Origin of the sequence: Pseudomonas sp. B23(2017) (genome assembly GCF_002113725.1) — a bacterium.
In the GTDB taxonomy this organism is placed as follows: Bacteria; Pseudomonadota; Gammaproteobacteria; order Pseudomonadales; family Pseudomonadaceae; genus Aquipseudomonas; species Aquipseudomonas putida_Z.
In genome coordinates this window covers 361,687-382,390 of sequence record NZ_NEJM01000001.1, presented here as the reverse complement: position 1 = coordinate 382,390, position 20,704 = coordinate 361,687, and the positions used below count along the sequence as shown (strand labels likewise).

Below are 20,704 nucleotides of genomic sequence, written 5' to 3'. Positions count from 1 at the left end.
CATGCCGGAATTGCCAGAAGTAGAAACCACCCGGCGCGGTATTGCGCCCCACCTGGAAGGCCAACGCGTCAGCCGGGTGGTGGTGCGTGACCGGCGCCTGCGCTGGCCGATTCCGGAAGACCTGGATGTGCGCCTGTCGGGGCAGCGCATCGTCAGTGTCGAGCGGCGCGCCAAGTACCTGTTGATCAATGCCGAGGTCGGCACCCTGATCAGTCACCTGGGCATGTCGGGCAACCTTCGCCTGGTCGAGCTGGGCTTGCCGGCGGCCAAGCATGAGCACGTGGATATCGAGCTGGAGTCGGGGTTGATGCTGCGCTACACCGACCCGCGCCGCTTTGGCGCGATGCTGTGGAGCCTGGACCCGCTCAACCATGAACTGCTGCTGCGCCTGGGGCCGGAGCCGCTGACCGACCTGTTCGACGGCGAGCGGCTGTTCCAGCTGTCCCGTGGGCGGTCGATGGCGGTCAAGCCGTTCATCATGGACAACGCGGTGGTGGTGGGGGTGGGCAACATCTACGCCACCGAGGCGCTGTTTGCCGCCGGCATCGACCCTCGTCGGGAAGCGGGCGGGATTTCCCGGGCGCGTTACCTGAAGCTGGCGATCGAGATCAAGCGCGTGCTGGCGGCGGCGATCGAGCAGGGCGGCACCACGCTACGCGACTTCATCGGTGGCGACGGGCAGCCGGGGTACTTCCAGCAGGAATTGTTCGTGTACGGGCGGGGCGGGCAGCCGTGCAAGGTGTGTGGCACTGAGTTGCGCGAGGTGAAGCTGGGGCAGAGGGCGAGTGTGTATTGCCCGCGCTGCCAGCGCTGAGACAAGTTACGCGGTACCTCTGGGAGCGGCCTTGCGTCGCGAAAGGGCCGCACAGCGGCCCCGGCAGTTTTTGCTGCGAAGCTGAAATCCTGGGGCCGCTTCGCGCCCCATCGCGACGCAAGGCCGCTCCCACACAGGGACCGCGTGGAGGCGGCCAGGCAGCGATCAGGCCTTGCCAGTAATCCGGCGGTACTTGGCCATCAGCTCTTCTTCGGTTTCCGGGTGCGCTTCATCCAGCGGGATGCAGTCGACCGGGCAGACCTGCTGGCATTGCGGCTCGTCGTAATGGCCCACGCACTGGGTGCACAGGTTAGGGTCGATCACGTAGATCTCTTCGCCTTGGGAGATGGCCTCGTTCGGGCACTCGGGTTCGCAGACGTCGCAGTTGATGCAATCGTCGGTGATGATCAGGGACATGGGGACTCCGGCCGGGGCTCTGCGCCCGGGCATGTTCAACGCAGTGGGCACAATTGTGCCGCATTCGCGCCCGCAGTGCACGCGGGCGCGATGATCAGCCGCTAAAGGTCACTTCTTGAAGCGTTCGGTCAGCGCCTCGGCCACCGCCGGGTGGACGAACTTGCTGATATCACCGCCCAGCGCGGCAATTTCCCGGACCAGGGTCGAGGAAATGAACGAATAGCGCTCCGAAGGTGTGAGGAACAGGCTCTCGACGTCGGGAGCCAGTTGCCGGTTCATGTTCGCCAGCTGGAACTCGTACTCGAAGTCGGACACCGCACGCAGGCCACGCAGGAAGACGTTGGCGCCCTGTTCCTTGGCGAAATGCGCCAGCAGCGAGGAGAAGCCGATGACTTCGACATTGGGCAGGTGCTTGGTGACCTCACGGGCGAGCTCCACCCGTTGTTCCAGCGGGAACAGCGGGTTTTTCTTCGGGCTGGCCGCCACCGCGATGATCACGTGGTCGAACAGCCGCGAGGCGCGCTCGACCAAGTCGCCATGGCCTTTGGTAATGGGGTCGAAAGTACCCGGGTACAACACTCGGTTCATCGCGTCATCCTGGCTGGAGTGCGTTGGGGAGTCGGATGGTAGCGCAGCGACGGCGCCCCGGCCAAGTCATGCGGCCGGCTGATGGCACTATAGACAGGGGGCCTGTTCCTTGTCATGCGCTGTGTGCCAGGCGGGCGACCAGCGCTTCGGTGAGCCTGGCGCTGATGGCATACACCGACAGTTGCGGGTTGGCGCCGATACTGGTGGGGAACAGCGAGCCGTCGTGAACCGACAGGTTTTCCAGCTGGTGATGGCGGCCAAGGCTGTCGCATACCGCCTGGCGCGGGTCGTCGCCGAGGGCGCAGCCACCCATCACGTGAGCGCTGCCCAGGCGCGTGCGGAACGGCTCCAGGCGCAACTTGTCGATCATGGCCAAGGCCTGCTCCAGGCTGGACGCGGCGCTGGCATCGCTGTGCACGGGGGTGACCTGGGTGGCGCCGGCGGCGAACTGGATCTGCGCCATGCTGCGATAGGCGCGGCGCAGGCCGTCGCGCAGGTAGTCGGTGACCGGGTAATCGAGCACCGGTGAGCCATCGCCGCGCAGCTCCACGGTCCCGCCCTGGCTTTGTGGGTGGAAGCCGTCACGCAGCAGCGCCAGCATCACGTGGGTATGTGGCAGCTCGGCCATGCGCCGGGCATTCTCGTGACCATGCCCGCCCAGCAGCGTGCTGGCCAAGGCCGGGTGCAGCGGTGGCACTTCCAGCTTGTAGCCAACCGGGCCGTCGCTGCCGCCTTGCCATTGGAAATGGTCGCTGTAGATGGATTGCGGGGCGCCGTAGTAGGGGTCGATACGGTCGTTGAAGCGTGCTGCGCTGAAGTTGACCAGGTGCAGGAAGGTCCGTTTGCCCAGGCGGCCATGCGGGTCGGGCGCGTCGGAACGCAGCAGCAGGGCCGGGCTGTTGATGCCGCCACCGGCAAGGATGTAGTGACGCGCGCGAACACGGACCTGCCGGCCTGTGGCGTGTATGCCCTGGCTATCCAGGGCCTGGCATGACAGGCCCTGGATGCGCTCGCCATTGTGCTCGAAGCGCTCGGCCCGAGCCAGGTACAGCAGCTCGCCGCCTTGTTCGAGGGTGGCGGGAATACGCGTGACCAGCATCGACTGCTTGGCATTCACCGGGCAACCCATGCCGCAGTAGCCCAGGTTCCAGCAGCCGCGCACGTTGCGCGGGATCACCGCCCAGCGGTAGCCCAGCTGTTCGCAGCCACGGCGCAGCACGTCGTTGTTCGCATTCGGTGGCAGGGCCCAGGGGCTGATGCCCAGTTCCTGCTCGATGCGCTCGAACCAGGGGCGCATTTGCTCCTCGCCCAGGCCGGTCACGTTGTGGGCTGCGGCCCAGTGCGCCAGGGTCTGTGGCGGCGTGCGAAAGCTGGAGGTCCAGTTGACCAGCGTGGTGCCGCCCACGGCGCGGCCCTGGAGGATGGTGATGGCGCCGTCCTTGCTCATGCGGCCCAGGCCTTCCTGGTACAGGCTGGCATAGGCTTCGTTTTCCAGCAGGTGGAAATCGCTGCTGGTCTTCAGCGGGCCTTCTTCGATCAGCAGCACCTTGAAGCCGGCAGTGCTGAGCATTTGCGCGCTGGTAGCGCCACCGGCACCGCTGCCGATCACGGCAACGTCGGCTTCCAGCGTGAGGTCGTGCTCCAGGCGCGAGGCGTCGTGGGTGATCCAGCCGCTTTCCAGGCCTTGGCGAAACGGGTCGGGTACAGGCATTGGCGCTGCTCTTGTTGTTTTCAGGTTTTCGGTGGCCCGGGGTAGCCGCAGGCAGCCCAGGATTCGGGGCGTTCGTACCAGGCCATCTGCAGCAACTGCAGCAACGAGGCGTGGCCCATGCGCAGCAGATTCAGCGAGCTGTCCTGCCAACGTTGCAGGAAGGCCGTGACCTGCGCGGCGCTGGCTCGTTCCCAGGCGCCCCAGACACCGGTCAGGGGGCCGCGGGTGAGCGGCAGGTTGAGCACGTCGAACAACTGCCGGGTGAGTTTGAGCATTTCCGGCGACAGCGCCGCCAGCTTGTGGTCGAGGCTATGCAGCACCAGTGTCTCGGCGGCCTGGGTGCCGGCCAGTACCACCGGGATCAGCGCGCGCAGCAGCGGCAGGTCGTCGTCGCGCAGTACCTGGTAACCCGTTGCGGCTGTCTGTGCGCTGCAGCCGACCAGGCTGGTGCCCGCCAGAAAGACGCTGGCGCCAAGGCTGAAGCGCAGCAGTTCGCGGCGGTGCATGGGCCGGCCCTCAGCGGATGAAAAGCTTGAAGACCAGGCGCTGCAAGGCTTTGCCATAAGGCGGGTAGATCAGCCGGGCAGCGTTGAAGCGTTGCTTGGCCAGCACCGCCTTGGCCTTGCTGAAGGTCAGGAAGCCGTCGTGGCCATGGTAATGGCCCATGCCTGAAGGGCCGATGCCGCCGAACGGCAAGTCATCCTGGGCCACGTGCAGCAGGGTGTCGTTCAGGCACACTCCACCGGAGTGGGTGTGGCGCAGCACCTGCTCCTGGGCTGCGCGGTCATAGCCGAAGTAGTAAAGCGCCAGCGGGCGCGGGCGCTGGTTGATGTAGGCCAGTGCCTGCTCGAGGCTGTCGTAGGGCACCAGGGGCAGCAATGGGCCGAAGATTTCGTCCTGCATCACCTGCATGCTGTCGTTCACCCCCAGCAGCAGGTGGGGTGGCAGGCGCCGGCCCTGGCGGGCTTCATCGGGGTACAGGTCGAGTACCTGCGCACCTTTGGCGTGGGCATCGTCCAGTAGGTGTTGCAAGCGCTGCAGCTGGCGCTGGTTGATGATGGCGGTGAAGTCGGGGTTGCCGGCGATGCACGGATACAGCCGGCGCACGGCACGCTGGTAGGCGTCGCTGAAGGCCTCCAGGCGCTCGCGTGGCACCAGCACGTAATCGGGGGCGACGCAGGTCTGGCCAGCGTTGAGGGTCTTGCCGAAGGCGATGCGCTCGGCGGCGCTGTCCAGCGGTACGTCGGCCGAGACTATGGCCGGCGACTTGCCACCCAGTTCCAGGGTGACGGGGGTCAGGTTGTGCGCCGCAGCCAGCATTACCTGGCGCCCCACGCTGGTGGCGCCGGTGAACAGCAGGTGATCGAACGGCAAGCGGGCAAAGGCCTGGCCTACCTCGACCTCGCCGAGCACCACGCTGACCAGATCGGTGGGGAACACCTGCTCCAGCAGTTGCTTGAGCGCCTGGCCAGTGGCAGGCGTGGCTTCGCTGAGCTTGAGCATTACCCGGTTGCCGGCGGCCAGGGCGCAGGTCAGCGGGCCGATGGCAAGGAACAGCGGGTAGTTCCACGGCACGATGATGCCGACCACGCCCAGGGGTTGGTAGCGCACCTGAGCGCTGGCCGGCTGGAAGGCCAGGCCGACCTTGCGCCGGCTGGCGCGCATCCAGCGCTGCAGGTGCTTTTCGGCGTGACGCAGGCCTTGCACCGAGGGCAGCAGCTCGGCCAGCAGGGTCTCGTCGGCGCTGCGCCCCTCAAAGTCCTGGCCGATTGCCTCGATCAGTTCGGCCTGGCCGGCCAGCAAGGCTTCCCGCAGGCTTTTCAGCCATTGGCGCCGCTGCGCAGCCGCTGGCAAGGGGTTGTCGGCAAAGGCCTGACGCTGGGTGGCGAACGTCGCCGCAAGGTCGAGGTCGGATTGCACAGGGGGCAAGGCACTGGGCGAGTTCATGGCGGCGTCGAGTCCGGGCAGGGAATCCCTAGAGCCTATACTCTAATTTGTACGATGGTGCGAATTTTTCCGCGTTGTCGAGCGGTGCATTCCATTGCCAATACGCCGTAAGATGACCCTTTGATGAAGGCCCGCAGACTGGGAGCTGAGCATGGCCCCGCGCATGAAGACCCGAGAGCGCATCGTGCAGAACAGCCTCGAGCTGTTCAACCAGCAGGGCGAACGCAGCGTCAGTACCAACCACATTGCCGCGCACATGGAAATTTCGCCCGGCAACCTGTATTACCACTTCCCCAACAAGCAGGCGATCATCGCTTTGCTGTTCAGCCAGTACGAAGAACTGGTGGACAGCTTCCTGCGCCCGCCGCAAGGCCGCGCGGCGACTGTGGAGGACAAGCGCTTCTACCTCAAGGCCCTGCTGGCGGCGATGTGGAACTACCGTTTTCTGCACCGCGACCTGGAGCACCTGCTGGACAGCGACCCGGAACTGGCCGCCCGTTATCGGCGCTTTTCCGAGCGCTGCCTGCGCCAGGGCCAGGCGATCTACCGCGGCTTCGTCGAGGCGGGCATCCTGGCCATGGCACCAGCGCAGATCGAATCGCTGACCATCAACGCCTGGATCGTGTTGACGTCCTGGGTACGTTTTCTCAGCACCACGCGGGAGCATTCCGCGCACCTGGGTGAAGAAGCCTTCAAGCGCGGCGTCTACCAGGTACTGGTGCTGGAGCTGGGCTTCGTCACCGACAACGCCCGCAATGCCGTGGACGCCCTTTGCCAGGAATTCCATGTACCGTTCAACCAGGCCCTGGAGCACTAACCCAGGGCCTCAGTGCTATCGATAGTGCCATCGATCAGGAGATTGTCATGCCCCTTGCGCAATTGATCACCCCGCAGCAGTTGGCCGAGCGTCTGGGCTCGCCCAAGTTGGTGATCCTCGACTGCCGCTTTGCCCTCGAGGATGTGGACTATGGCCAACGCAGCTATGCCCAGGGGCATATTGCCGGGGCGCATTTTGCCGACCTGGAGCGTGACCTCAGCGGGCCGGTGAGCAAGGGGCGCACCGGGCGCCACCCGTTGCCGGATGCGCGCCGGCTGGTCGAGCGCCTGCGTGAGTGGGGCCTGGACGATGACAGCGAGGTGGTGCTGTACGACGACGGCCCTGGCGCTTTTGCTGCCCGTGCCTGGTGGCTGCTGGCCTGGCTGGGCAAGCGCAGCGGCGTGGCGATCCTCGACGGTGGCCTGAAGGCCTGGCATGCGGCGCACCTGCCGCTCAGTCTGGACCCGCCTCTCAAGCGGGAAGGCACCTTCAACGGTGAGCCGGACGGCAAGCTGCTGATCGATGCCGAGCACCTGGCCAAGCGCTTGGGTAACGCAGACCTGACCTTGATCGATGCGCGTGCCTTGCCGCGTTTCCGTGGCGAAGTGGAACCGATCGACCCGGTGGCGGGGCATATTCCGGGGGCGCAGTGCGCGGCGTTCACCGACAACCTGGGGGCTGATGGGCGTTTTCTGCAGCCGGACCAGCTAAAACAGCGCTTTGCCGAAATGCTGGCCGGGCGGGCGCCGGAGCAGTTGGTGGCGTATTGCGGGTCAGGGGTGACGGCGTGTCATAACCTGTTTGCCCTGGCGTTGGCCGGGTACCCGCTGGGCAAGCTGTATGCCGGGTCGTGGAGTGAGTGGATCAACGATCCGCAGCATGGCGTAGCCACTGGCGAGTAAGCAGGCCCGGCCTCATCGCCGACAAGCCAGCTCCCACAGGTACACCACTGCCCATCAGGCCTATACCACACCCGTGGGAGCTGGCTTGCCGGCGATGAGGCCGGTACTGCCAATGAAAACCGCAGCTCCTATTGACCCTCCACCAGCCACTGTGGAATCCGCCGCTCCAGGTAATAGCCTGGGTTGCGCAGGCTGCCATCGACAAAGCCCACATGGCCGCCGCGGCTGTGCAGTTCGAAGCGGGTCTGCGGCGCCAGTTCGCGGGCCGTTGGCAGGCTGTGGCCGGAGACGAAAGGGTCATCGCTGGAGTGGATGATCAGCGTCGGCGTGCGGTTCTGGCCGAGGAAGAAATGACTCGATGAGCGGCGGTAGTAGTCGTGTGCATCGCGAAAACCGTTCAGCGGTGCAGTGACCTTGCCGTCGAAATCCCAAAACGTGCGCAGGTTGCCCAACGGCCCCAGCTGTTGCAGCGTCGCCAGCCGTTCGTGCTGGCCCTTGTCATGGAAGTGCCGCTGCTTGAGCTGCACATAAGCCAGCATCTCGCGCATGAAATGCGCCTGGTACACCTTTGAAAAGCCCTGGCCGATGCGGTCGGCGCAGTGGTCCAGGCGAAACGGCACCGACACCGCTACCGCAGCCTGCAACTGGCTGGCGACACCGCTTTCGCCCAGGTATTTCAGCAGCACATTGCCCCCCAGCGAATAACCCACCGCATACAACGGCGCCAACGGGCGCTGGGCACGCAGGTGGCTGACGATTTCGGCCAGGTCTTCGCTGGCGCCGGAATGGTAGCTGCGTGGCAGCAGGTTGGGCTCGCCCGAGCAACCGCGCCAGTTCACCGCCACGCTGGCCCAGCCGCGGCCTTGCAGCGCTTGCTGCAAGCCTTTGACGTAGGGCGAGTGGGAGGAGCCGGTCAAACCGTGCAGCACCAGCACCAACGGCGCTTGGGGCTGGTGCGGGCCGTGCCAGTCCAGGTCGATGAAGTCGCCATCGGCCAGCCATAGCCGCTCGCGGTTGCGCTGCAGCTCTGGCAGTTTTCGCCACAATGGCCCCCACAAGGTTTGCAAGTGGGGGTTGGCAAGGCCGAGGGCTGGACGGAACGTTGCGCTGGGGCTGGGCATGTGGGCGACTCATGTTGTGCGTGCCTAGAATGCCATGGAAAAACCCCGATGTACCTGCGCTATTGGTCGTCCTTCATTGTTTCCGGCAGTGGCAGCTGCACTGACTCGGGGCCTACGGTCACCAGCACTTGCGTCGCGTTGCCCAACCACACCTGCCCGGCTTCACGCAGGTTCGCAGGCGTGAGCGACTGTAGCCTGTCAAGAAAAGTGGCAAGGTGATCGCCTGGCAGCCCTTGGTGACTGTAAGTCGCAAGTGCTCTGGCCAGTTTGGCGCTGTCTGCAAGGTCGTGATGCAGCTTGGCCGCAATTTCGTTCACAGCGATGTCGCATTCTGCCTGGCTGGGGCCTCGTTCGCGCAGGCACGCGACAATCCCCGACACCAGGGCCGCTGCCGCATCCCGGTACTGCGGGGCGATGTCCCAATGAATTTGCAGCAGGCATGCCGCATCCAGCGGGTTGAGGTCGGAGTAGATGGCGTAGGTCAGGCTGCGCAGGGTTCGCAACTCTTGCGTCAGGCGTGATTCATAGCTGGTGCCAAGTATCACGTTGAGCAGCGTCAAGGCCGGAAATTGCGGGCTGCTTGGCGAAGCTTTCGAGGACAACGTCAACAGTGCCCGGGTGGCGCTGCCGGCGGCGGTCAGGTGCTGCATGAGTGGCGGGTGTTCGGGGAGTGGCGGCGGGGCGGCGGCGGCCCACTCCTGCGGCAGGGCACGGGTGAGTTCGTCGATCAGCTGCTCCGCATCATTGCGGCTCAGGTCCCCCACCAGGCCAATATCCAGATTGTTCGCCGAGTAAGCCTTCTGGTGGAATTCCCTGATCTGCTCGACATTGACGGTGCCACTGGCCGTCGTGGTGGCGCTGGCAGCGTACGGATGATCACGGAAAACATGAGCCATCGTGGTGTTGGTAAGCCGTACAAGGGGGTGGCAGCCCTGTCGGACCCGGTTGAAAGCCAGCCGCTCCCGGATTTTCGCCACGTCAGGCTCCCTGAAAGCAGGATATGCCAGCATCTGGGTGAACAGTTGCATCACGTTGGCGCGTATCGCGGGCAAGCTCAGGCAGCGGAGTGTGATGACCGCACTGTCATCGGTGATCCTTCTGCCGAGGATGGCCCCATACCCGGCCAGCTGCTCGGCAAACTGTGCTGCATCGAGCTCCCCGGTCCCTTGGTCGAGGCTGTACAGGGCAACCGCAGCCAGGCCTGGGTTGGCACCGTCAAGCACGTTGCCGGCTCGAAAGCGCAAGGCCAGGTCGAACATCGGGCGGTCATGGTCTGCGATGAAGCTGACCTTTGTGCCGCCGGCGGTTTGCCAACACTCGGCGGCGGCTTGCAGGGGCGGTATCTGGCCAAGCTCGATTTCCTTGGCCGATTCCAGGTTGGCCATGGCCTCCAACGCGGTGTCGGTAGTTGGGCCGTCGCATAGCGTTGGTCGGGTGGTCGTCAAGTTGTCTGGGCTCATGCTGGCACTCCTGGCCGAAGGTAGGTTGTGGTCAGCCGTTCGCGCCCCAGATAGGCAACCGCCACCTGTTGCACTGTCGCGCTGTCGAGGTCCCGGATGAGAGGGCAGTCCTCGTCAATCACCGAGGCTGGCAAACCGGCGGCGGCAGCGGCGCCCAGCTCGTCTGCCTGGGAGGTGAGCGCGTCAAGGTCGAATAGCCGTCGGGCGAGCATGCGCAACTTGGCGCGCTGCAGCTCTTCTTCCGGCAAGGCAACGCTGCGCAGCACCTGCACATGCTCGTAAACGGCTTGGGCGGCGTCTTCCGGTGTGGCGTGGGTGGTGTTCACGTAGGCTGAAATCGTCAACAGCGTGTCGCCACGTACCAAGGGCTCGTAGGTCACTCGCACACCTGTAAGCAGGCGCCTGTCCCGTACCAGGTCGCTGTACAGCCGGGAGCTGAAACCTGCGCCAAGCAAGTCGCAAAGCAGGGTCAGGGCAAGCGATGTCCTGGCGTCGGGGGCTGTTGCTCGGCCTGGAACGTTGAATGACATGAACAGCCCCTCGCGTAACCCTGGCAGGCTTACGGTGTGGCTGCGGGCCTGCGGTTGAGTGTCATGGTGTGGAACAGGCCGGTCGGCGACAGGCGCTTTCGGCACGCCTGCGAAGTAACGCTCCACATGCTGCCGGAGCGTTGGCAGGTCAACGCTGCCGACTACCACAAGCGTTGCGTTGTTGGGCTGATACCAGGACCTGTACCAGGTTCGCAGCGCCGCCAGGTCGATGCTGTCCAGGTCTGCCGGATAACCGAAGCTCGGGCCTGCATAGGGGCTGGCGCCATGTGCCAGAGCGTTATGCTGATCGTATGCCTGTTGGTCGGGCTGGACGTCCAGCTTGAGCCGGCGCTCGTCCTCCACCGCCTTTATCTCCCTTTCCATCTCCGCTTGACCGAAGGTAGCGGTGCTCATGGCATCGGCCATGATTTCCAACGCTATGGGCAGGCGGCTGGCCGGTAGCGAGATTTCATAGGAGGTGGCGTCCAGGTGGGTGGAGGCATTGGCATTGCCCCCTATGCGTGCGATCACCCGGCTGTATTGGCCGGCGGGCAGTTTGCTGCTGCCTGCGAAAATCAGGTGCTCCAGTACGTGAGACAGGTTCGTGTGGCCGGCAGGCTCATGGCTTGAGCCTATGTGGTACCAGAGTTGGACTGCGGCCAGAGATGTCTTGTGATTTTCTCGCAAGTAAACGGACAGGCCGTTTTCCAGCGTGAAGTGCTGCAATGGCGAGGTAGTGGTGCAGGACAAGGCGTCAAGCCCTGCAGAGACCTGGCCCAGGTCGGGTGGCGAAGTAGGTGGTGAGGTCATCGCTGAAGTGCTCTGGTTGATGTGAACCCGAACAGCTTCAGCGACAAGGGTGCTGCACCTGCTTTAAATAATTAGCCCCGCTGCCAGAGCGCGTAATGCACCTGGCCGGTCTTTTTCTCGCGGTGCAAGCGCCAGTTGCCCGGCAACTGCAAGGTCGACGGGGCAGCCTCGCTTTCTGTGTAGACCCACGCCTGCTTGCGCAGCCACTGGTTCTGTTCCAGCAGGTTGCAGGTGTCGGCCAGCAGGTCCTGGTGGAACGGCGGGTCGAGGAACACCACGTCGAACTGCTGCTTGGCCGGGCCTTGCAGATAGCGCAGGGCGTCGGTCTGCAGGATTTGCCCGCGCGGGCAGCGCAGGATCTCGAGGTTGTTCTTCAGGTTGGCGATGGCCGCCGGGTTGCTGTCCAGCGCGACGGCGTCCTCGGCCCCGCGGGACAGGGCTTCGAGCACCAGGGCGCCGCTGCCGGTGAAGGCGTCCAGCACGCGGGCACCCTCGATATAGGGCGCCAGCCAGTTGAACAGGGTTTCGCGCACGCGGTCGGGCGTTGGCCGCAGGCCTTCGCCTTCCGGCACCGCCAGACGGCGGCTGCGCCATTCGCCGGCGATGATGCGCAGGTGGCCCTGGCCCTTGCTTTGGCCCGGTTGCGGGCGGGCGGGAGGGGTGGATCTTGGCATTAGTGCTCCGGTACCCCGAGCGGCTGCTCGGAGGGCTTGTCAGTGGGTGCTGGCAGCGGTTTTTGCGGCACTTTCGGGCCAGCGGTGACGATCACCAGTTTATCGGCTGACAGGTGTTTGTTCATGGCCGTTCTTACCTGCTCGACGGTGAGGGCCTGGGACTGCTGCATGAAGTCCTCCAGCCAGGTCAGCGGCAGGTTGTAGAAGCCAATGGCACCCAGTTGGCCGACGATGCTGGCGTTGCTGGCATTGGACAGCGGGAAGCTGCCGGCCAGTTCGCGCTTGGCATCGTCCAGCTCCTGCTGGGTGGGGCCGGCCTTGAGGTAGTCGGCGAGAATATCCTGCACCAGCTTGAGCGTGCCTTCGCTGAGTTCGGCACGGGTCTGCAGGTTGATCATGAACGGGCCTCGCACCTGCATCGGGCTGAACACCGAGTACACGCCGTAGGTCAGGCCGCGCTTTTCACGCACCTCGCTCATCAGCCGGGTGCCGAACGCACCGCCGCCGAGGATCTGGTTGCCCAGTGACAGGGCCGGCCAGTCCGGGTCCTGGCGGTCGATGCCGAGTTCGGCCAGCATCAGGTGGGTCTGCTTGGACGGGAAGTCGATGTGGGTCAGGCCTGCCTTGGCTTCGCCGGGTTGGGCCGGTGCGGCCAGCGCGGGGCCCTTGGGCAGGCCAGCTGATACCTGGGCGGCGATGGCTTCGGCCTCGGCGCGGCTGAGGTCGCCGACCAGGGCGATGACTGCGTTGCCGCCGGTGTAGGCCTTGGCGTGGAAGGCGCGCAGCTGTGCCAGGGTGATGCCACTGATGCTTTCGGCGGTGCCGTCGCTCGGGTGGGCGTAGGGGTGGTCGCCGTAGAGCTTGGCGAACAGGGCCTTGCCAGCGACCTTGCCGGGGTTCTGCTTTTCATACTCGAAGCCGGCCAGCATCTGGTTCTTGATGCGCTTGAGGGCGTCTTCGGGGAAGGTCGGCTTGCCAGCCACCTCGGCGAACAGCTTGAGCGCCGGTTCGCGCTTGTCCTTGGCGCTGAGGCTGCGCAGCGAGGCCACGGCCATATCGCGGTAGGAGCCGTTGCCAAAGTCGGCGCCCAGGCCCTCGAAGCCTTCGGCGATGGCAGTCACGTCCTTGCCGGCCACGCCTTCGTTGAGCATGGCGTTGGTCAGGGCAGCCAGGCCTGGCGTTCCGCCATCCTGGCTGCTGCCGGCGGCGAAGGTGATGCGCAGGTCGAACATCGGCAGTTCGCGAGCCTCGACGAACAGTACCCGGGCACCTTCGGCGGTGTTCCAGTGCTGGATGTTCAACTGGCGCCGGCTGGGCGCCTTGCCATCCAGCTCGGCCAGCGACTGCAAGGTGTTGGCCGGGCGTGCCGCGTTGCTGTCGGCCTTGGCGGCGTTGTCGGCCATGGCCGGGGCGGCCAGCACCGCCGCCAGCGCCAGGGCGCGGATGCCCGTGGCCAGCAGGGTTGGGCGTGGTGCGCGGCGATCACTCATGAGCGGACTCCTCGGGCAATACATGGGCAACGCTCAGGCGTTCGCGGGTGAAGTAGGTGCGCGCGGCGTTCTGGATGTCCTGCGGGGTAACGCGCTTGAGCTCGTCCAGCTCGCTGTCGATCAGCTTCCAGGACAGGCCGACGGTTTCCAGCTGGCCGATGGTGGTGGCCTGGCTGCTGATGGAGTCGCGGTCGTAGACCAGGCCGGCAATGACCTGGGCGCGTACGCGCTCCAGCTCTTCGGCGCTGGGTGGGGTGGTCTTGAGCTCATCCAGCAGCTGCCAGACGCCTTTTTCGACATCGGCGAGGGTTTTCTGCTTCTGCACGTTCGGCGTGGCCGAAATCAGGAACAGGCTATCGCCGCGGGTGAAGGCGTTGTAGCTGGACGAAGCACCGGCCACCAGCTCCTGGCCACGTTCCAGGCGTGCCGGCATGCGGGCGCTGTAGCCGCCGTCGAGCAGCGCCGAGATCAGGCGCAGGGCATGCACCGTACGCGGATCCTTGGCGGTGGACAGGCCAGGTACGTTGAAACCGTAGATCAGGCTAGGTAACTGGGTGCGCACGTGCAGGGTCAGCTGGCGCTGGCCTGGTTCGGCCAATTCGAGCGGCAACTTGGCCGGCGGCACGGCACGCTTGGGGATGCTGCCGAAGTACTTCTGCGCCAGGCCCTTGACCTCATCGGCGGTGACATCGCCGACCACCACCAGGGTAGCGTTGTTGGGGGCGTACCAGGATTCGTACCAGTGGCGCAGTTCCTCGACCTTCATGCGCTCCAGGTCGGCCATCCAGCCGATGGTCGGGGTGTGGTAGCCGCTGGCCGGGTAGGCCATGGCGCGGAACAGCTCGAACGCCTTGGAGTTGGGCTGGTCGTCGGTGCGCAGGCGGCGTTCTTCCTTGATCACCTCGATTTCACGGCTGAATTCGTCAGCGGGCAGGCGCAGGCTGGCCAGGCGGTCGGCCTCGAGTTCCAGGGCCACCGGCAGGCGGTCGCGCGCCAGCACCTGGTAATAGGCGGTGTAGTCGTCGCTGGTGAAGGCGTTTTCTTCGGCGCCAATGTCACGCAGGATGCGCGAGGCCTCGCCGGGGCCGACCTTGGCGCTGCCCTTGAACATCATGTGTTCCAGCGCGTGGGAAAGGCCGGTCTGGCCCGGGGTTTCGTAGCTGGAGCCAACCTTGTACCAGATCTGCGAGACCACCACCGGGGCGCGGTGGTCCTCGCGCACGACTACTTTCAGGCCGTTGTCGAGGATGAATTCGTGGGTGGGTTGCACATCGGCGGCGAAGGCCGCGAGCGGCAGGCAGAGCGTGCCGAGCAACAGGCCAGCGGCGCGGCGGGCTAGAGCATTCATACGGTGTTTAACCTGTTCGGCGGCCCGCTGGTTTAGCGTCGGCGGGCCAGGAGGTGCTAGGATACTGATCCGGTTGCCTGGCGACCATGCCTGTCGCCGTTCTGGCCCGCAGGACACTAAGACAAAACGTTGCGCATGAACCAGCCGGCTTCAAGATAGTCTGTTCTGCGTAGAGAGAATTCCCGATGCGCCATAGCTGGCCCATCGCTACCCTGAGATAGCCGTCTTCCATGTTTGGTTCCAACGACGACAAAAAAGCGCCGGCCGAGGCTGGTGAGAAGAAAGGCCTGTTCAGCTGGTTTCGCAAGAAACCGCAGCAACCTGTGGAAGCGGGCGTGCCCGCGAATGAACTACCAGCCGTCGAGCAGCCTGCAGCCGCTCCGGTCGAGGGTTCTACCGCCGAAGCGCCACAGGCCTCTGAGCCCGTTCAGGCCCCTGCGGCCCCACAGCTGACAGAACCGCAGCAGGTCGCCGCACCCGTCCAATCCCCGGTGGTCGAGGCCCCTGTCCCCGAACCGGTTGCTTCCCAACCGTTGCAGGCCCCTGAACCCGAGCCGGTCGCGTCCCAGCCGCTGGTGGCACCTGCACCGCAGCCGGTCGCGTCCATGCCCTTGCAGGAGGCCCCGGTCGAGCCAGCCCCTGTCGAGGCGGCCCCGGTCGTCGAGCCGGTCGCGCCGGTCAGCAACCTGGTGCTGCCGGTTGCCGAAGAGCCCGTGGCCCTGGTGCCGGATCTGGAGGCGAAAGCGCCGCCCGCCATCCCGGAACGCCCTGCACCAGAGCCTGCGGCCCCTGTGGCTGCAGCCCCGGTCGCCGCGCAGGCCGAGCAGGCCAAGCCCGGCTTCTTCGCCCGCCTCAAGCAGGGCCTGTCGAAGACCAGCGCCAGCATCGGCGAGGGCATGGCCAGCCTGTTCCTGGGCAAGAAAGTCATCGATGACGACCTGCTCGACGAAATCGAAACCCGACTGCTGACCGCCGACGTTGGCGTGGAAGCCACTTCCACCATCGTCCAGAACCTGACCCAGAAGGTTGCCCGCAAGCAGCTGGCCGACGCCGATGCCCTGTACAAGTCGCTGCAGGAAGAACTGGCTGCGCTGCTGCGCCCGGTCGAGCAGCCGCTGGTGGTGCAGGCGCAGAACAAGCCCTATGTGATCCTGGTGGTCGGTGTGAACGGCGCCGGCAAGACCACCACCATCGGCAAACTGGCCAAGAAGCTGCAGCTCGAAGGCAAGAAAGTGATGCTGGCTGCTGGCGACACCTTCCGTGCCGCTGCGGTCGAGCAGCTTCAGGTGTGGGGCGAGCGTAACCAGATCCCGGTGATCGCCCAGCACACTGGCGCCGACTCCGCTTCGGTGATCTTCGATGCCGTACAGGCCGCCAAGGCCCGTGGCGTCGACGTGCTGATCGCCGACACCGCTGGCCGCCTGCACACCAAAGACAACCTGATGGAAGAGCTGAAGAAGGTCCGCCGGGTTATCGGCAAGCTCGACGCCGAGGCGCCGCACGAGGTGCTGCTGGTACTGGATGCAGGCACCGGCCAGAACGCCATCAGCCAGGCCAAGTACTTCAACCAGAGTGTCGAGCTGACCGGCCTGGCCCTGACCAAGCTGGACGGCACTGCCAAGGGCGGGGTGATCTTCGCCCTGGCCAAGCAGTTCAAGCTGCCGATCCGCTTCATCGGTGTCGGTGAAGGCATCGACGACCTGCGTACCTTCGAAGCCGAGCCGTTCGTCAAGGCTCTGTTCGCCGAGCGAGACTGAACATGATCCGATTCGAACAGGTTGCCAAGCGCTATCCCAATGGTCATGTGGGTTTGCATGAGCTGAGTTTCCGGGCGCGCCGGGGCGAATTCCTGTTCGTCACCGGCCACTCGGGCGCGGGCAAGAGCACCTTGCTGCGCCTGCTGCTGGCCATGGAGCGCCCGACCAGCGGCAAGCTGATGCTGGCCGGGCAGGACCTGGGCCAGATCAGCAACTCGCAGATCCCGTTCCTGCGCCGGCAGATCGGCGTGGTGTTCCAGAACCACCAGCTGTTGTTCGACCGCACGGTGTTCAACAACATCGCCTTGCCGCTGCAGATTCTCGGCCTGTCCAAGGCCGAGGTCGCCAAGCGCGTGGACTCGGCGCTGGAGCGAGTGTCGCTGGCCGACAAGGGCGAGCTGTTCCCGGCCGACCTGTCCACCGGGCAGCAGCAACGGGTGGGCATCGCCCGCGCCATCGTTCACCAGCCAGCCCTGCTGCTGGCCGACGAACCCACCGGTAACCTCGACCCGCGCCTGGCCGCAGAGATCATGGGGGTGTTCGAGGACATCAACCGCCTGGGTACCACGGTATTGATCGCCAGCCACGACCTGGCACTGATTGCGCGCATGCGCCACCGCATGCTGACCTTGCAGCGCGGCCGCTTGATCGGCGATGGGGAGGCCGGGCAATGAGCACTACACGTACGCCGAAGGTTTCCGAGCGGGTTGCGCCGAAACCGGCCGACCCGCAACCGGCGAAGAAAAAGCACGACGACGATGACGGCCCGGATTTCCGCACGCTGCTGCATGCCTGGCTGGAAAGCCACCGTGCCAGCATGGCCGACAGCCTGCGCCGGCTGGGCAAGCAGCCGATCGGCAGCTTCTTCACCTGCCTGGTGATGGCGGTGGCGCTGAGCATGCCCATGGGCCTGTCGCTGCTGCTGAAGAACGTCGAGAAGCTTGGCGGCTCGTGGCAGCGCGCCGCGCAGATTTCGCTGTACCTCAAGCTCGATGCAGGCAGCCGCGAAGGCGAGGCGCTACGCGACGAGATCAAGGGCATGCCTGGCGTGGCCGACGCGCAGTATGTCAGCCGCGAGCAGGCGCTGGAGGAGTTCCAGCAACAGTCCGGCCTGGGCGAAGCCCTGCGTGAGCTGCCTGACAACCCGCTGCCTGGCGTGGTGGTGGTGACCCCTACCGAAGTCGACAAGCCGGCCTTGGAGGCCCTGCGCCAGCGCCTGTCGGAGCTGCCGCGGGTGGAAGTGGCGCAACTCGACCTGGTTTGGGTCGAGCGCCTGGCGGCCATCCTCAAGCTGGGTGACCGGTTTGTCTTCGGCCTGGCCGTGATGCTGATTTCCGCCCTGCTGTTAGTAATCGGTAACACAATTCGTCTACACATTGAAAACCGCCGTACCGAGATCGAAGTGATCAAGCTGGTCGGTGGCACGGATGCCTACGTACGTCGGCCTTTCCTGTACATGGGCGCGCTGTATGGCCTGGGTGCAGGGGTGATCGCATGGGGCATCCTGGCGTTTGGCCTGAACTGGCTGAACGAGGCGGTGGTAGGGCTTTCCGGGCTGTACGGCAGCGACTTCGCCCTGGGCGGGGTGCCGGCGTCCGATGGTCTGTCGCTCTTGATCGGAGCGGTGCTGTTGGGGTATATCGGTGCATGGATCGCAGTGGCCCGCCATCTGAACGAGCTGGCGCCGCGATAGTTTTTACGTGCCAGCATTGACAAATTCTTCACTATGGAACTTGTACCGTCGTTCCAGGTCAATGTTGGCAGCGCCCACAAGGCGCGAGTTCTGTAAGTCGGAGGTTCTTGAATGACCACATCGTTGCAACCTGCCTATGCCCTGGTACCCGGTGCAAACCTGGAAGCCTACGTGCACACGGTCAACAGCATCCCGCTGCTGACTGTCGAGCAGGAGCGTGATCTGGGCGAGCGTCTCTATTATGAGCAGGATGTCGAGGCCGCTCGTCAAATGGTGATGGCCCACCTGCGTTTCGTCGTACATATCGCCCGTAGCTATGCCGGCTACGGGCTGGCCCAGGCCGACCTGATCCAGGAAGGCAACGTCGGCCTGATGAAAGCCGTCAAGCGCTTCAACCCGGAAATGGGCGTGCGCCTGGTGTCGTTCGCCGTGCACTGGATCAAGGCAGAGATCCACGAGTTCATCCTGCGCAACTGGCGCATCGTCAAGGTGGCCACCACCAAGGCCCAGCGCAAGCTGTTCTTCAACCTGCGCAGCCAGAAGAAGCGTCTGGCCTGGCTGAACAACGACGAAGTGCACCGCGTGGCGGAAAGCCTGGGCGTGGAGCCGCGTGAAGTGCGCGAGATGGAAAGCCGCCTCAGCGGCCAGGACATGGCGTTCGACCCGGCAGCGGAAGCTGACGACGACAGTGCCTTCCAGTCGCCTGCGCATTACCTGGAAGACCACCGTTACGACCCGGCGGTGCAGCTGGAGGATGCCGACTGGAGCGACAACTCCACCAGCAACCTGCACGAAGCACTGCAAGGGCTGGACGAGCGTAGCCGCGACATTCTCTACCAGCGCTGGTTGGCGGAAGAGAAGGCCACGTTGCATGAGCTGGCGGACAAGTACAGCGTTTCGGCTGAGCGGATTCGCCAGCTGGAGAAGAATGCGATGAACAAGGTCAAGGCGCTGATCGCGGTCTGATCGAGCCCTGGCTGCAAGGAAAAGCCGCTGGCCCGCATAGGGTGAGCGGCTTTTTTATTGGCCGGGAGATTTTGGGGCCGCTTTGCGGCCCTTTCGCGACACAAGGCCGCTCCTACAAGAGACTGCGATCCCCTGTAGGAGCGGCCTTGTGTCGCGATGGGCTGCGCAGCAGCCCCCAAAGGCTCAAAGTTTGCGCGAAGTGTCGAGCTGCATCAGGTAGCTGGGCCCACCCAACTGGCTCATCTGCCGGCGAATCCAGCCGGCCCGGCTGGCCACATAGGCGCTCGGCCGGCTGGCGCTCCACTTGATCGGGCTCGGCAGCACCGCCGCCAGCTGCGCCGCCTGCTGGCGGCTAAGCCTGCTCGCATCGATGCCAAAGTGGTAGCGCGCTGCCGCCTGGGCGCCAAACACACCTTTGCCCCATTCGGCACTGTTCAGGTAGACCTCGAGAATCCGCTCTTTCGACCAGAACAGCTCGATCAACGCGGTGAACCAGGCCTCCAGCCCTTTGCGGAACCAGCTGCGCCCGGACCACAGGAACAGGTTCTTGGCCACCTGCTGGGTCAGGGTGCTGGCACCGCGAATGCTGCCGCCGCGCTCGTTGTAGGCCAGCGCCGCCTGGATAGCCGGGATGTCGAAGCCCCAGTGGTTGGCGAACTTCTGGTCCTCGCCAGCAATGACCGCGACCTTGAGGTCGTCGGAGATGTTCTCCCACGGCTCCCAGTCGCGCTGCAGGTCGATCGGCTCGCCATTCACCCAGGACTGCACCTTGCGCTCGACCATCAGCGCCGTACCGGGTGGTGGCACCCAGCGGAACACCAGCACCAGCACGATGCTGCCGGCAGCGAACCAGAGCAGGGCGCGGGAGAGGCGGCGGAGAAGGGTTGGCAGCATGACGATGGCTTGGCCGTACGGGTGGAAGGGGCCATTATACAGACCCGATCCAAGGAGTCGTCCCATGCTTCGCAGCTTCCTGATGCTTGCCGCCTTTTTCGGCTTCACCGGTGTCGCTCTGGGCGCTTTCGCTGCCCATGGCCTGAAAAGCCGGCTGACGGCCGACTATCTGGCGATCTTTCAGACTGGTGTGACCTACCAGTTGGCGCATGCCCTGGCGATCTTCGCTGTCGCCGTGCTCTCGGTGCACCTGCCAGGGCGCCTGGTCGGCTGGGCTGGCGGCCTGTTTGCCGTGGGGATAGTGCTGTTCTCCGGTAGCCTGTACCTGCTGACCCTCAGCGGCCTGGGCAAGCTCGGCATCATCACTCCGATTGGTGGCCTGTGCTTCCTCGCCGGCTGGCTGTGCCTGGGCCTGGCAGCCTGGCGGCTCGGTTGACCGAGTGGTCCACAATCGCGACTAATGGCGTGCAGCGCCCTTGGGTTGCAGGGCGGTTCAGCGCTAGAATGCGGGCCCCCAAAGAACAATGGTGGCCGTGCGCATGCGCATTCAACTGAACGGTGAACCTTACGAATTGCCCGCTGGCGAAAGCGTCGCGGCCCTGCTGGCCCGCCTGGAGCTGACCGGGCGCCGCGTCGCGGTGGAACTTAACCTGGATATCGTGCCGCGTAGCCAGCACGACAGCACGCTGTTGAACGACGGCGACCAGGTCGAAGTGGTCCACGCCATCGGTGGCGGCTGATTCCGGCCGGCGATTCACCTGCAAG

Annotated in this window: 21 protein-coding genes; 9 read left to right on the top strand and 12 right to left on the bottom strand. The window is 65.0% G+C overall.

Annotated elements, in window-relative coordinates; all coding sequences use genetic code 11:
• Position 1: 1 nt before the first annotated feature.
• Positions 2-814: a bifunctional DNA-formamidopyrimidine glycosylase/DNA-(apurinic or apyrimidinic site) lyase gene (mutM, locus tag CAG46_RS01675; protein ID WP_010955661.1), complete on the top strand. Its 813-nt coding sequence runs from the start codon at positions 2-4 to the stop codon at positions 812-814.
• A 165-nt stretch (positions 815-979) separates the two neighbouring features.
• On the opposite strand, the gene CAG46_RS01670 is transcribed toward mutM, so the two are convergent.
• The 5 genes from CAG46_RS01670 to CAG46_RS01650 all read right to left on the bottom strand — a co-directional run bounded on the left by CAG46_RS01670 (position 980) and on the right by CAG46_RS01650 (position 5,477).
• Positions 980-1,231 (bottom strand): YfhL family 4Fe-4S dicluster ferredoxin, encoded by a 252-nt coding sequence (locus CAG46_RS01670; RefSeq protein ID WP_013974644.1) that lies wholly within the window; start codon positions 1,229-1,231, stop codon positions 980-982.
• A gap of 108 nt (positions 1,232-1,339) precedes the next feature.
• The gene (gene coaD, locus CAG46_RS01665; RefSeq protein ID WP_075046666.1) at positions 1,340-1,819 is read right to left on the bottom strand and encodes a pantetheine-phosphate adenylyltransferase; all 480 of its coding nucleotides are present in this window, start codon (positions 1,817-1,819) and stop codon (positions 1,340-1,342) included.
• A gap of 112 nt (positions 1,820-1,931) precedes the next feature.
• A complete protein-coding gene (locus CAG46_RS01660; protein ID WP_085614587.1) occupies positions 1,932-3,530 on the bottom strand; it encodes a GMC family oxidoreductase in 1,599 nt (532 codons plus the stop codon).
• A 20-nt stretch (positions 3,531-3,550) separates the two neighbouring features.
• The gene (locus tag CAG46_RS01655) at positions 3,551-4,036 is read right to left on the bottom strand and encodes a twin-arginine translocation pathway signal protein (RefSeq protein ID WP_085614588.1); all 486 of its coding nucleotides are present in this window, start codon (positions 4,034-4,036) and stop codon (positions 3,551-3,553) included.
• Positions 4,037-4,046: 10 nt separating this feature from the next.
• Entirely contained in the window at positions 4,047-5,477 is a 1,431-nt protein-coding gene (locus CAG46_RS01650; RefSeq protein WP_085614589.1) for a coniferyl aldehyde dehydrogenase, read from the bottom strand.
• A 151-nt stretch (positions 5,478-5,628) separates the two neighbouring features.
• Between CAG46_RS01650 and CAG46_RS01645 the strand changes: the two genes are divergently transcribed.
• The gene (locus tag CAG46_RS01645; protein ID WP_025340981.1) at positions 5,629-6,294 is read left to right on the top strand and encodes a TetR/AcrR family transcriptional regulator; all 666 of its coding nucleotides are present in this window, start codon (positions 5,629-5,631) and stop codon (positions 6,292-6,294) included.
• Between the two features lie 47 nt (positions 6,295-6,341).
• Positions 6,342-7,196, top strand: a complete 855-nt coding sequence (locus CAG46_RS01640) for a sulfurtransferase (protein WP_085614590.1) — start codon at positions 6,342-6,344, stop codon at positions 7,194-7,196.
• A 128-nt stretch (positions 7,197-7,324) separates the two neighbouring features.
• Here CAG46_RS01640 and CAG46_RS01635 read toward each other — a convergent pair whose 3' ends face one another.
• The 6 genes from CAG46_RS01635 to CAG46_RS01610 all read right to left on the bottom strand — a co-directional run bounded on the left by CAG46_RS01635 (position 7,325) and on the right by CAG46_RS01610 (position 14,629).
• Complete coding sequence (locus CAG46_RS01635; RefSeq protein WP_085614591.1) at positions 7,325-8,317, bottom strand: hydrolase; 993 nt, start codon at positions 8,315-8,317, stop codon at positions 7,325-7,327.
• A gap of 59 nt (positions 8,318-8,376) precedes the next feature.
• Positions 8,377-9,777 carry a pitrilysin family protein gene (locus CAG46_RS01630; RefSeq protein ID WP_085614592.1) on the bottom strand — a complete coding sequence of 467 codons (1,401 nt, stop codon included), beginning with the start codon at positions 9,775-9,777 and terminating at the stop codon, positions 8,377-8,379.
• On the bottom strand, positions 9,774-11,057 hold the full coding sequence (locus CAG46_RS01625) for a pitrilysin family protein (RefSeq protein WP_178080668.1): 1,284 nt from the start codon (positions 11,055-11,057) through the stop codon (positions 9,774-9,776). Before CAG46_RS01625 ends, CAG46_RS01630 begins: the two co-directional genes overlap by 4 nt.
• Positions 11,058-11,188: 131 nt before the next feature.
• Complete coding sequence (rsmD, locus tag CAG46_RS01620) at positions 11,189-11,791, bottom strand: 16S rRNA (guanine(966)-N(2))-methyltransferase RsmD (RefSeq protein ID WP_085614594.1); 603 nt, start codon at positions 11,789-11,791, stop codon at positions 11,189-11,191.
• Positions 11,791-13,281, bottom strand: a complete 1,491-nt coding sequence (locus tag CAG46_RS01615; protein WP_025340975.1) for a pitrilysin family protein — start codon at positions 13,279-13,281, stop codon at positions 11,791-11,793. Before CAG46_RS01615 ends, rsmD begins: the two co-directional genes overlap by 1 nt.
• A complete protein-coding gene (locus CAG46_RS01610) occupies positions 13,274-14,629 on the bottom strand; it encodes a pitrilysin family protein (protein ID WP_025340974.1) in 1,356 nt (451 codons plus the stop codon). Before CAG46_RS01610 ends, CAG46_RS01615 begins: the two co-directional genes overlap by 8 nt.
• A gap of 230 nt (positions 14,630-14,859) precedes the next feature.
• On the opposite strand from CAG46_RS01610, the gene ftsY reads away from it, so the two are divergent.
• The 4 genes from ftsY to rpoH all read left to right on the top strand — a co-directional run bounded on the left by ftsY (position 14,860) and on the right by rpoH (position 19,045).
• On the top strand, positions 14,860-16,386 hold the full coding sequence (gene ftsY, locus CAG46_RS01600; RefSeq protein WP_085614595.1) for a signal recognition particle-docking protein FtsY: 1,527 nt from the start codon (positions 14,860-14,862) through the stop codon (positions 16,384-16,386).
• 2 nt (positions 16,387-16,388) lie between these two features.
• The gene (ftsE, locus tag CAG46_RS01595) at positions 16,389-17,060 is read left to right on the top strand and encodes a cell division ATP-binding protein FtsE (protein ID WP_013974630.1); all 672 of its coding nucleotides are present in this window, start codon (positions 16,389-16,391) and stop codon (positions 17,058-17,060) included.
• Positions 17,057-18,079, top strand: coding sequence for a permease-like cell division protein FtsX (gene ftsX / locus CAG46_RS01590; protein WP_013974629.1), 1,023 nt, complete (start codon positions 17,057-17,059; stop codon positions 18,077-18,079). Before ftsE ends, ftsX begins: the two co-directional genes overlap by 4 nt.
• Before the next feature lie 111 nt (positions 18,080-18,190).
• The gene (gene rpoH / locus CAG46_RS01585; RefSeq protein WP_015272155.1) at positions 18,191-19,045 is read left to right on the top strand and encodes an RNA polymerase sigma factor RpoH; all 855 of its coding nucleotides are present in this window, start codon (positions 18,191-18,193) and stop codon (positions 19,043-19,045) included.
• 183 nt (positions 19,046-19,228) lie between these two features.
• On the opposite strand, the gene mtgA is transcribed toward rpoH, so the two are convergent.
• A complete protein-coding gene (gene mtgA, locus CAG46_RS01580) occupies positions 19,229-19,939 on the bottom strand; it encodes a monofunctional biosynthetic peptidoglycan transglycosylase (RefSeq protein ID WP_085614596.1) in 711 nt (236 codons plus the stop codon).
• Between the two features lie 64 nt (positions 19,940-20,003).
• Here mtgA and CAG46_RS01575 point away from each other — a divergent pair, with 64 nt between their 5' ends.
• Complete coding sequence (locus CAG46_RS01575; protein WP_085614597.1) at positions 20,004-20,375, top strand: DUF423 domain-containing protein; 372 nt, start codon at positions 20,004-20,006, stop codon at positions 20,373-20,375.
• Positions 20,376-20,478: 103 nt separating this feature from the next.
• Complete coding sequence (gene thiS / locus CAG46_RS01570; protein WP_003257817.1) at positions 20,479-20,679, top strand: sulfur carrier protein ThiS; 201 nt, start codon at positions 20,479-20,481, stop codon at positions 20,677-20,679.
• Positions 20,680-20,704: the final 25 nt, after the last annotated feature.

Excerpts from the sequence above, each read along its gene's own strand:
- mutM (WP_010955661.1), top strand. The coding sequence starts at position 2 with ATGCCGGAATTGCCAGAAGTAGAAACCACCCGGCGCGGTATTGCGCCC.
- CAG46_RS01670 (WP_013974644.1), bottom strand. The coding sequence starts at position 1,231 with ATGTCCCTGATCATCACCGACGATTGCATCAACTGCGACGTCTGCGAA.
- coaD (WP_075046666.1), bottom strand. The coding sequence starts at position 1,819 with ATGAACCGAGTGTTGTACCCGGGTACTTTCGACCCCATTACCAAAGGC.
- CAG46_RS01660 (WP_085614587.1), bottom strand. The coding sequence starts at position 3,530 with ATGCCTGTACCCGACCCGTTTCGCCAAGGCCTGGAAAGCGGCTGGATC.
- CAG46_RS01655 (WP_085614588.1), bottom strand. The coding sequence starts at position 4,036 with ATGCACCGCCGCGAACTGCTGCGCTTCAGCCTTGGCGCCAGCGTCTTT.
- CAG46_RS01650 (WP_085614589.1), bottom strand. The coding sequence starts at position 5,477 with ATGAACTCGCCCAGTGCCTTGCCCCCTGTGCAATCCGACCTCGACCTT.
- CAG46_RS01645 (WP_025340981.1), top strand. The coding sequence starts at position 5,629 with ATGGCCCCGCGCATGAAGACCCGAGAGCGCATCGTGCAGAACAGCCTC.
- CAG46_RS01640 (WP_085614590.1), top strand. The coding sequence starts at position 6,342 with ATGCCCCTTGCGCAATTGATCACCCCGCAGCAGTTGGCCGAGCGTCTG.
- CAG46_RS01635 (WP_085614591.1), bottom strand. The coding sequence starts at position 8,317 with ATGCCCAGCCCCAGCGCAACGTTCCGTCCAGCCCTCGGCCTTGCCAAC.
- CAG46_RS01630 (WP_085614592.1), bottom strand. The coding sequence starts at position 9,777 with ATGAGCCCAGACAACTTGACGACCACCCGACCAACGCTATGCGACGGC.
- rsmD (WP_085614594.1), bottom strand. The coding sequence starts at position 11,791 with ATGCCAAGATCCACCCCTCCCGCCCGCCCGCAACCGGGCCAAAGCAAG.
- CAG46_RS01615 (WP_025340975.1), bottom strand. The coding sequence starts at position 13,281 with ATGAGTGATCGCCGCGCACCACGCCCAACCCTGCTGGCCACGGGCATC.
- CAG46_RS01610 (WP_025340974.1), bottom strand. The coding sequence starts at position 14,629 with ATGAATGCTCTAGCCCGCCGCGCCGCTGGCCTGTTGCTCGGCACGCTC.
- ftsY (WP_085614595.1), top strand. The coding sequence starts at position 14,860 with ATGTTTGGTTCCAACGACGACAAAAAAGCGCCGGCCGAGGCTGGTGAG.
- ftsE (WP_013974630.1), top strand. The coding sequence starts at position 16,389 with ATGATCCGATTCGAACAGGTTGCCAAGCGCTATCCCAATGGTCATGTG.
- ftsX (WP_013974629.1), top strand. The coding sequence starts at position 17,057 with ATGAGCACTACACGTACGCCGAAGGTTTCCGAGCGGGTTGCGCCGAAA.
- rpoH (WP_015272155.1), top strand. The coding sequence starts at position 18,191 with ATGACCACATCGTTGCAACCTGCCTATGCCCTGGTACCCGGTGCAAAC.
- mtgA (WP_085614596.1), bottom strand. The coding sequence starts at position 19,939 with ATGCTGCCAACCCTTCTCCGCCGCCTCTCCCGCGCCCTGCTCTGGTTC.
- CAG46_RS01575 (WP_085614597.1), top strand. The coding sequence starts at position 20,004 with ATGCTTCGCAGCTTCCTGATGCTTGCCGCCTTTTTCGGCTTCACCGGT.
- thiS (WP_003257817.1), top strand. The coding sequence starts at position 20,479 with ATGCGCATTCAACTGAACGGTGAACCTTACGAATTGCCCGCTGGCGAA.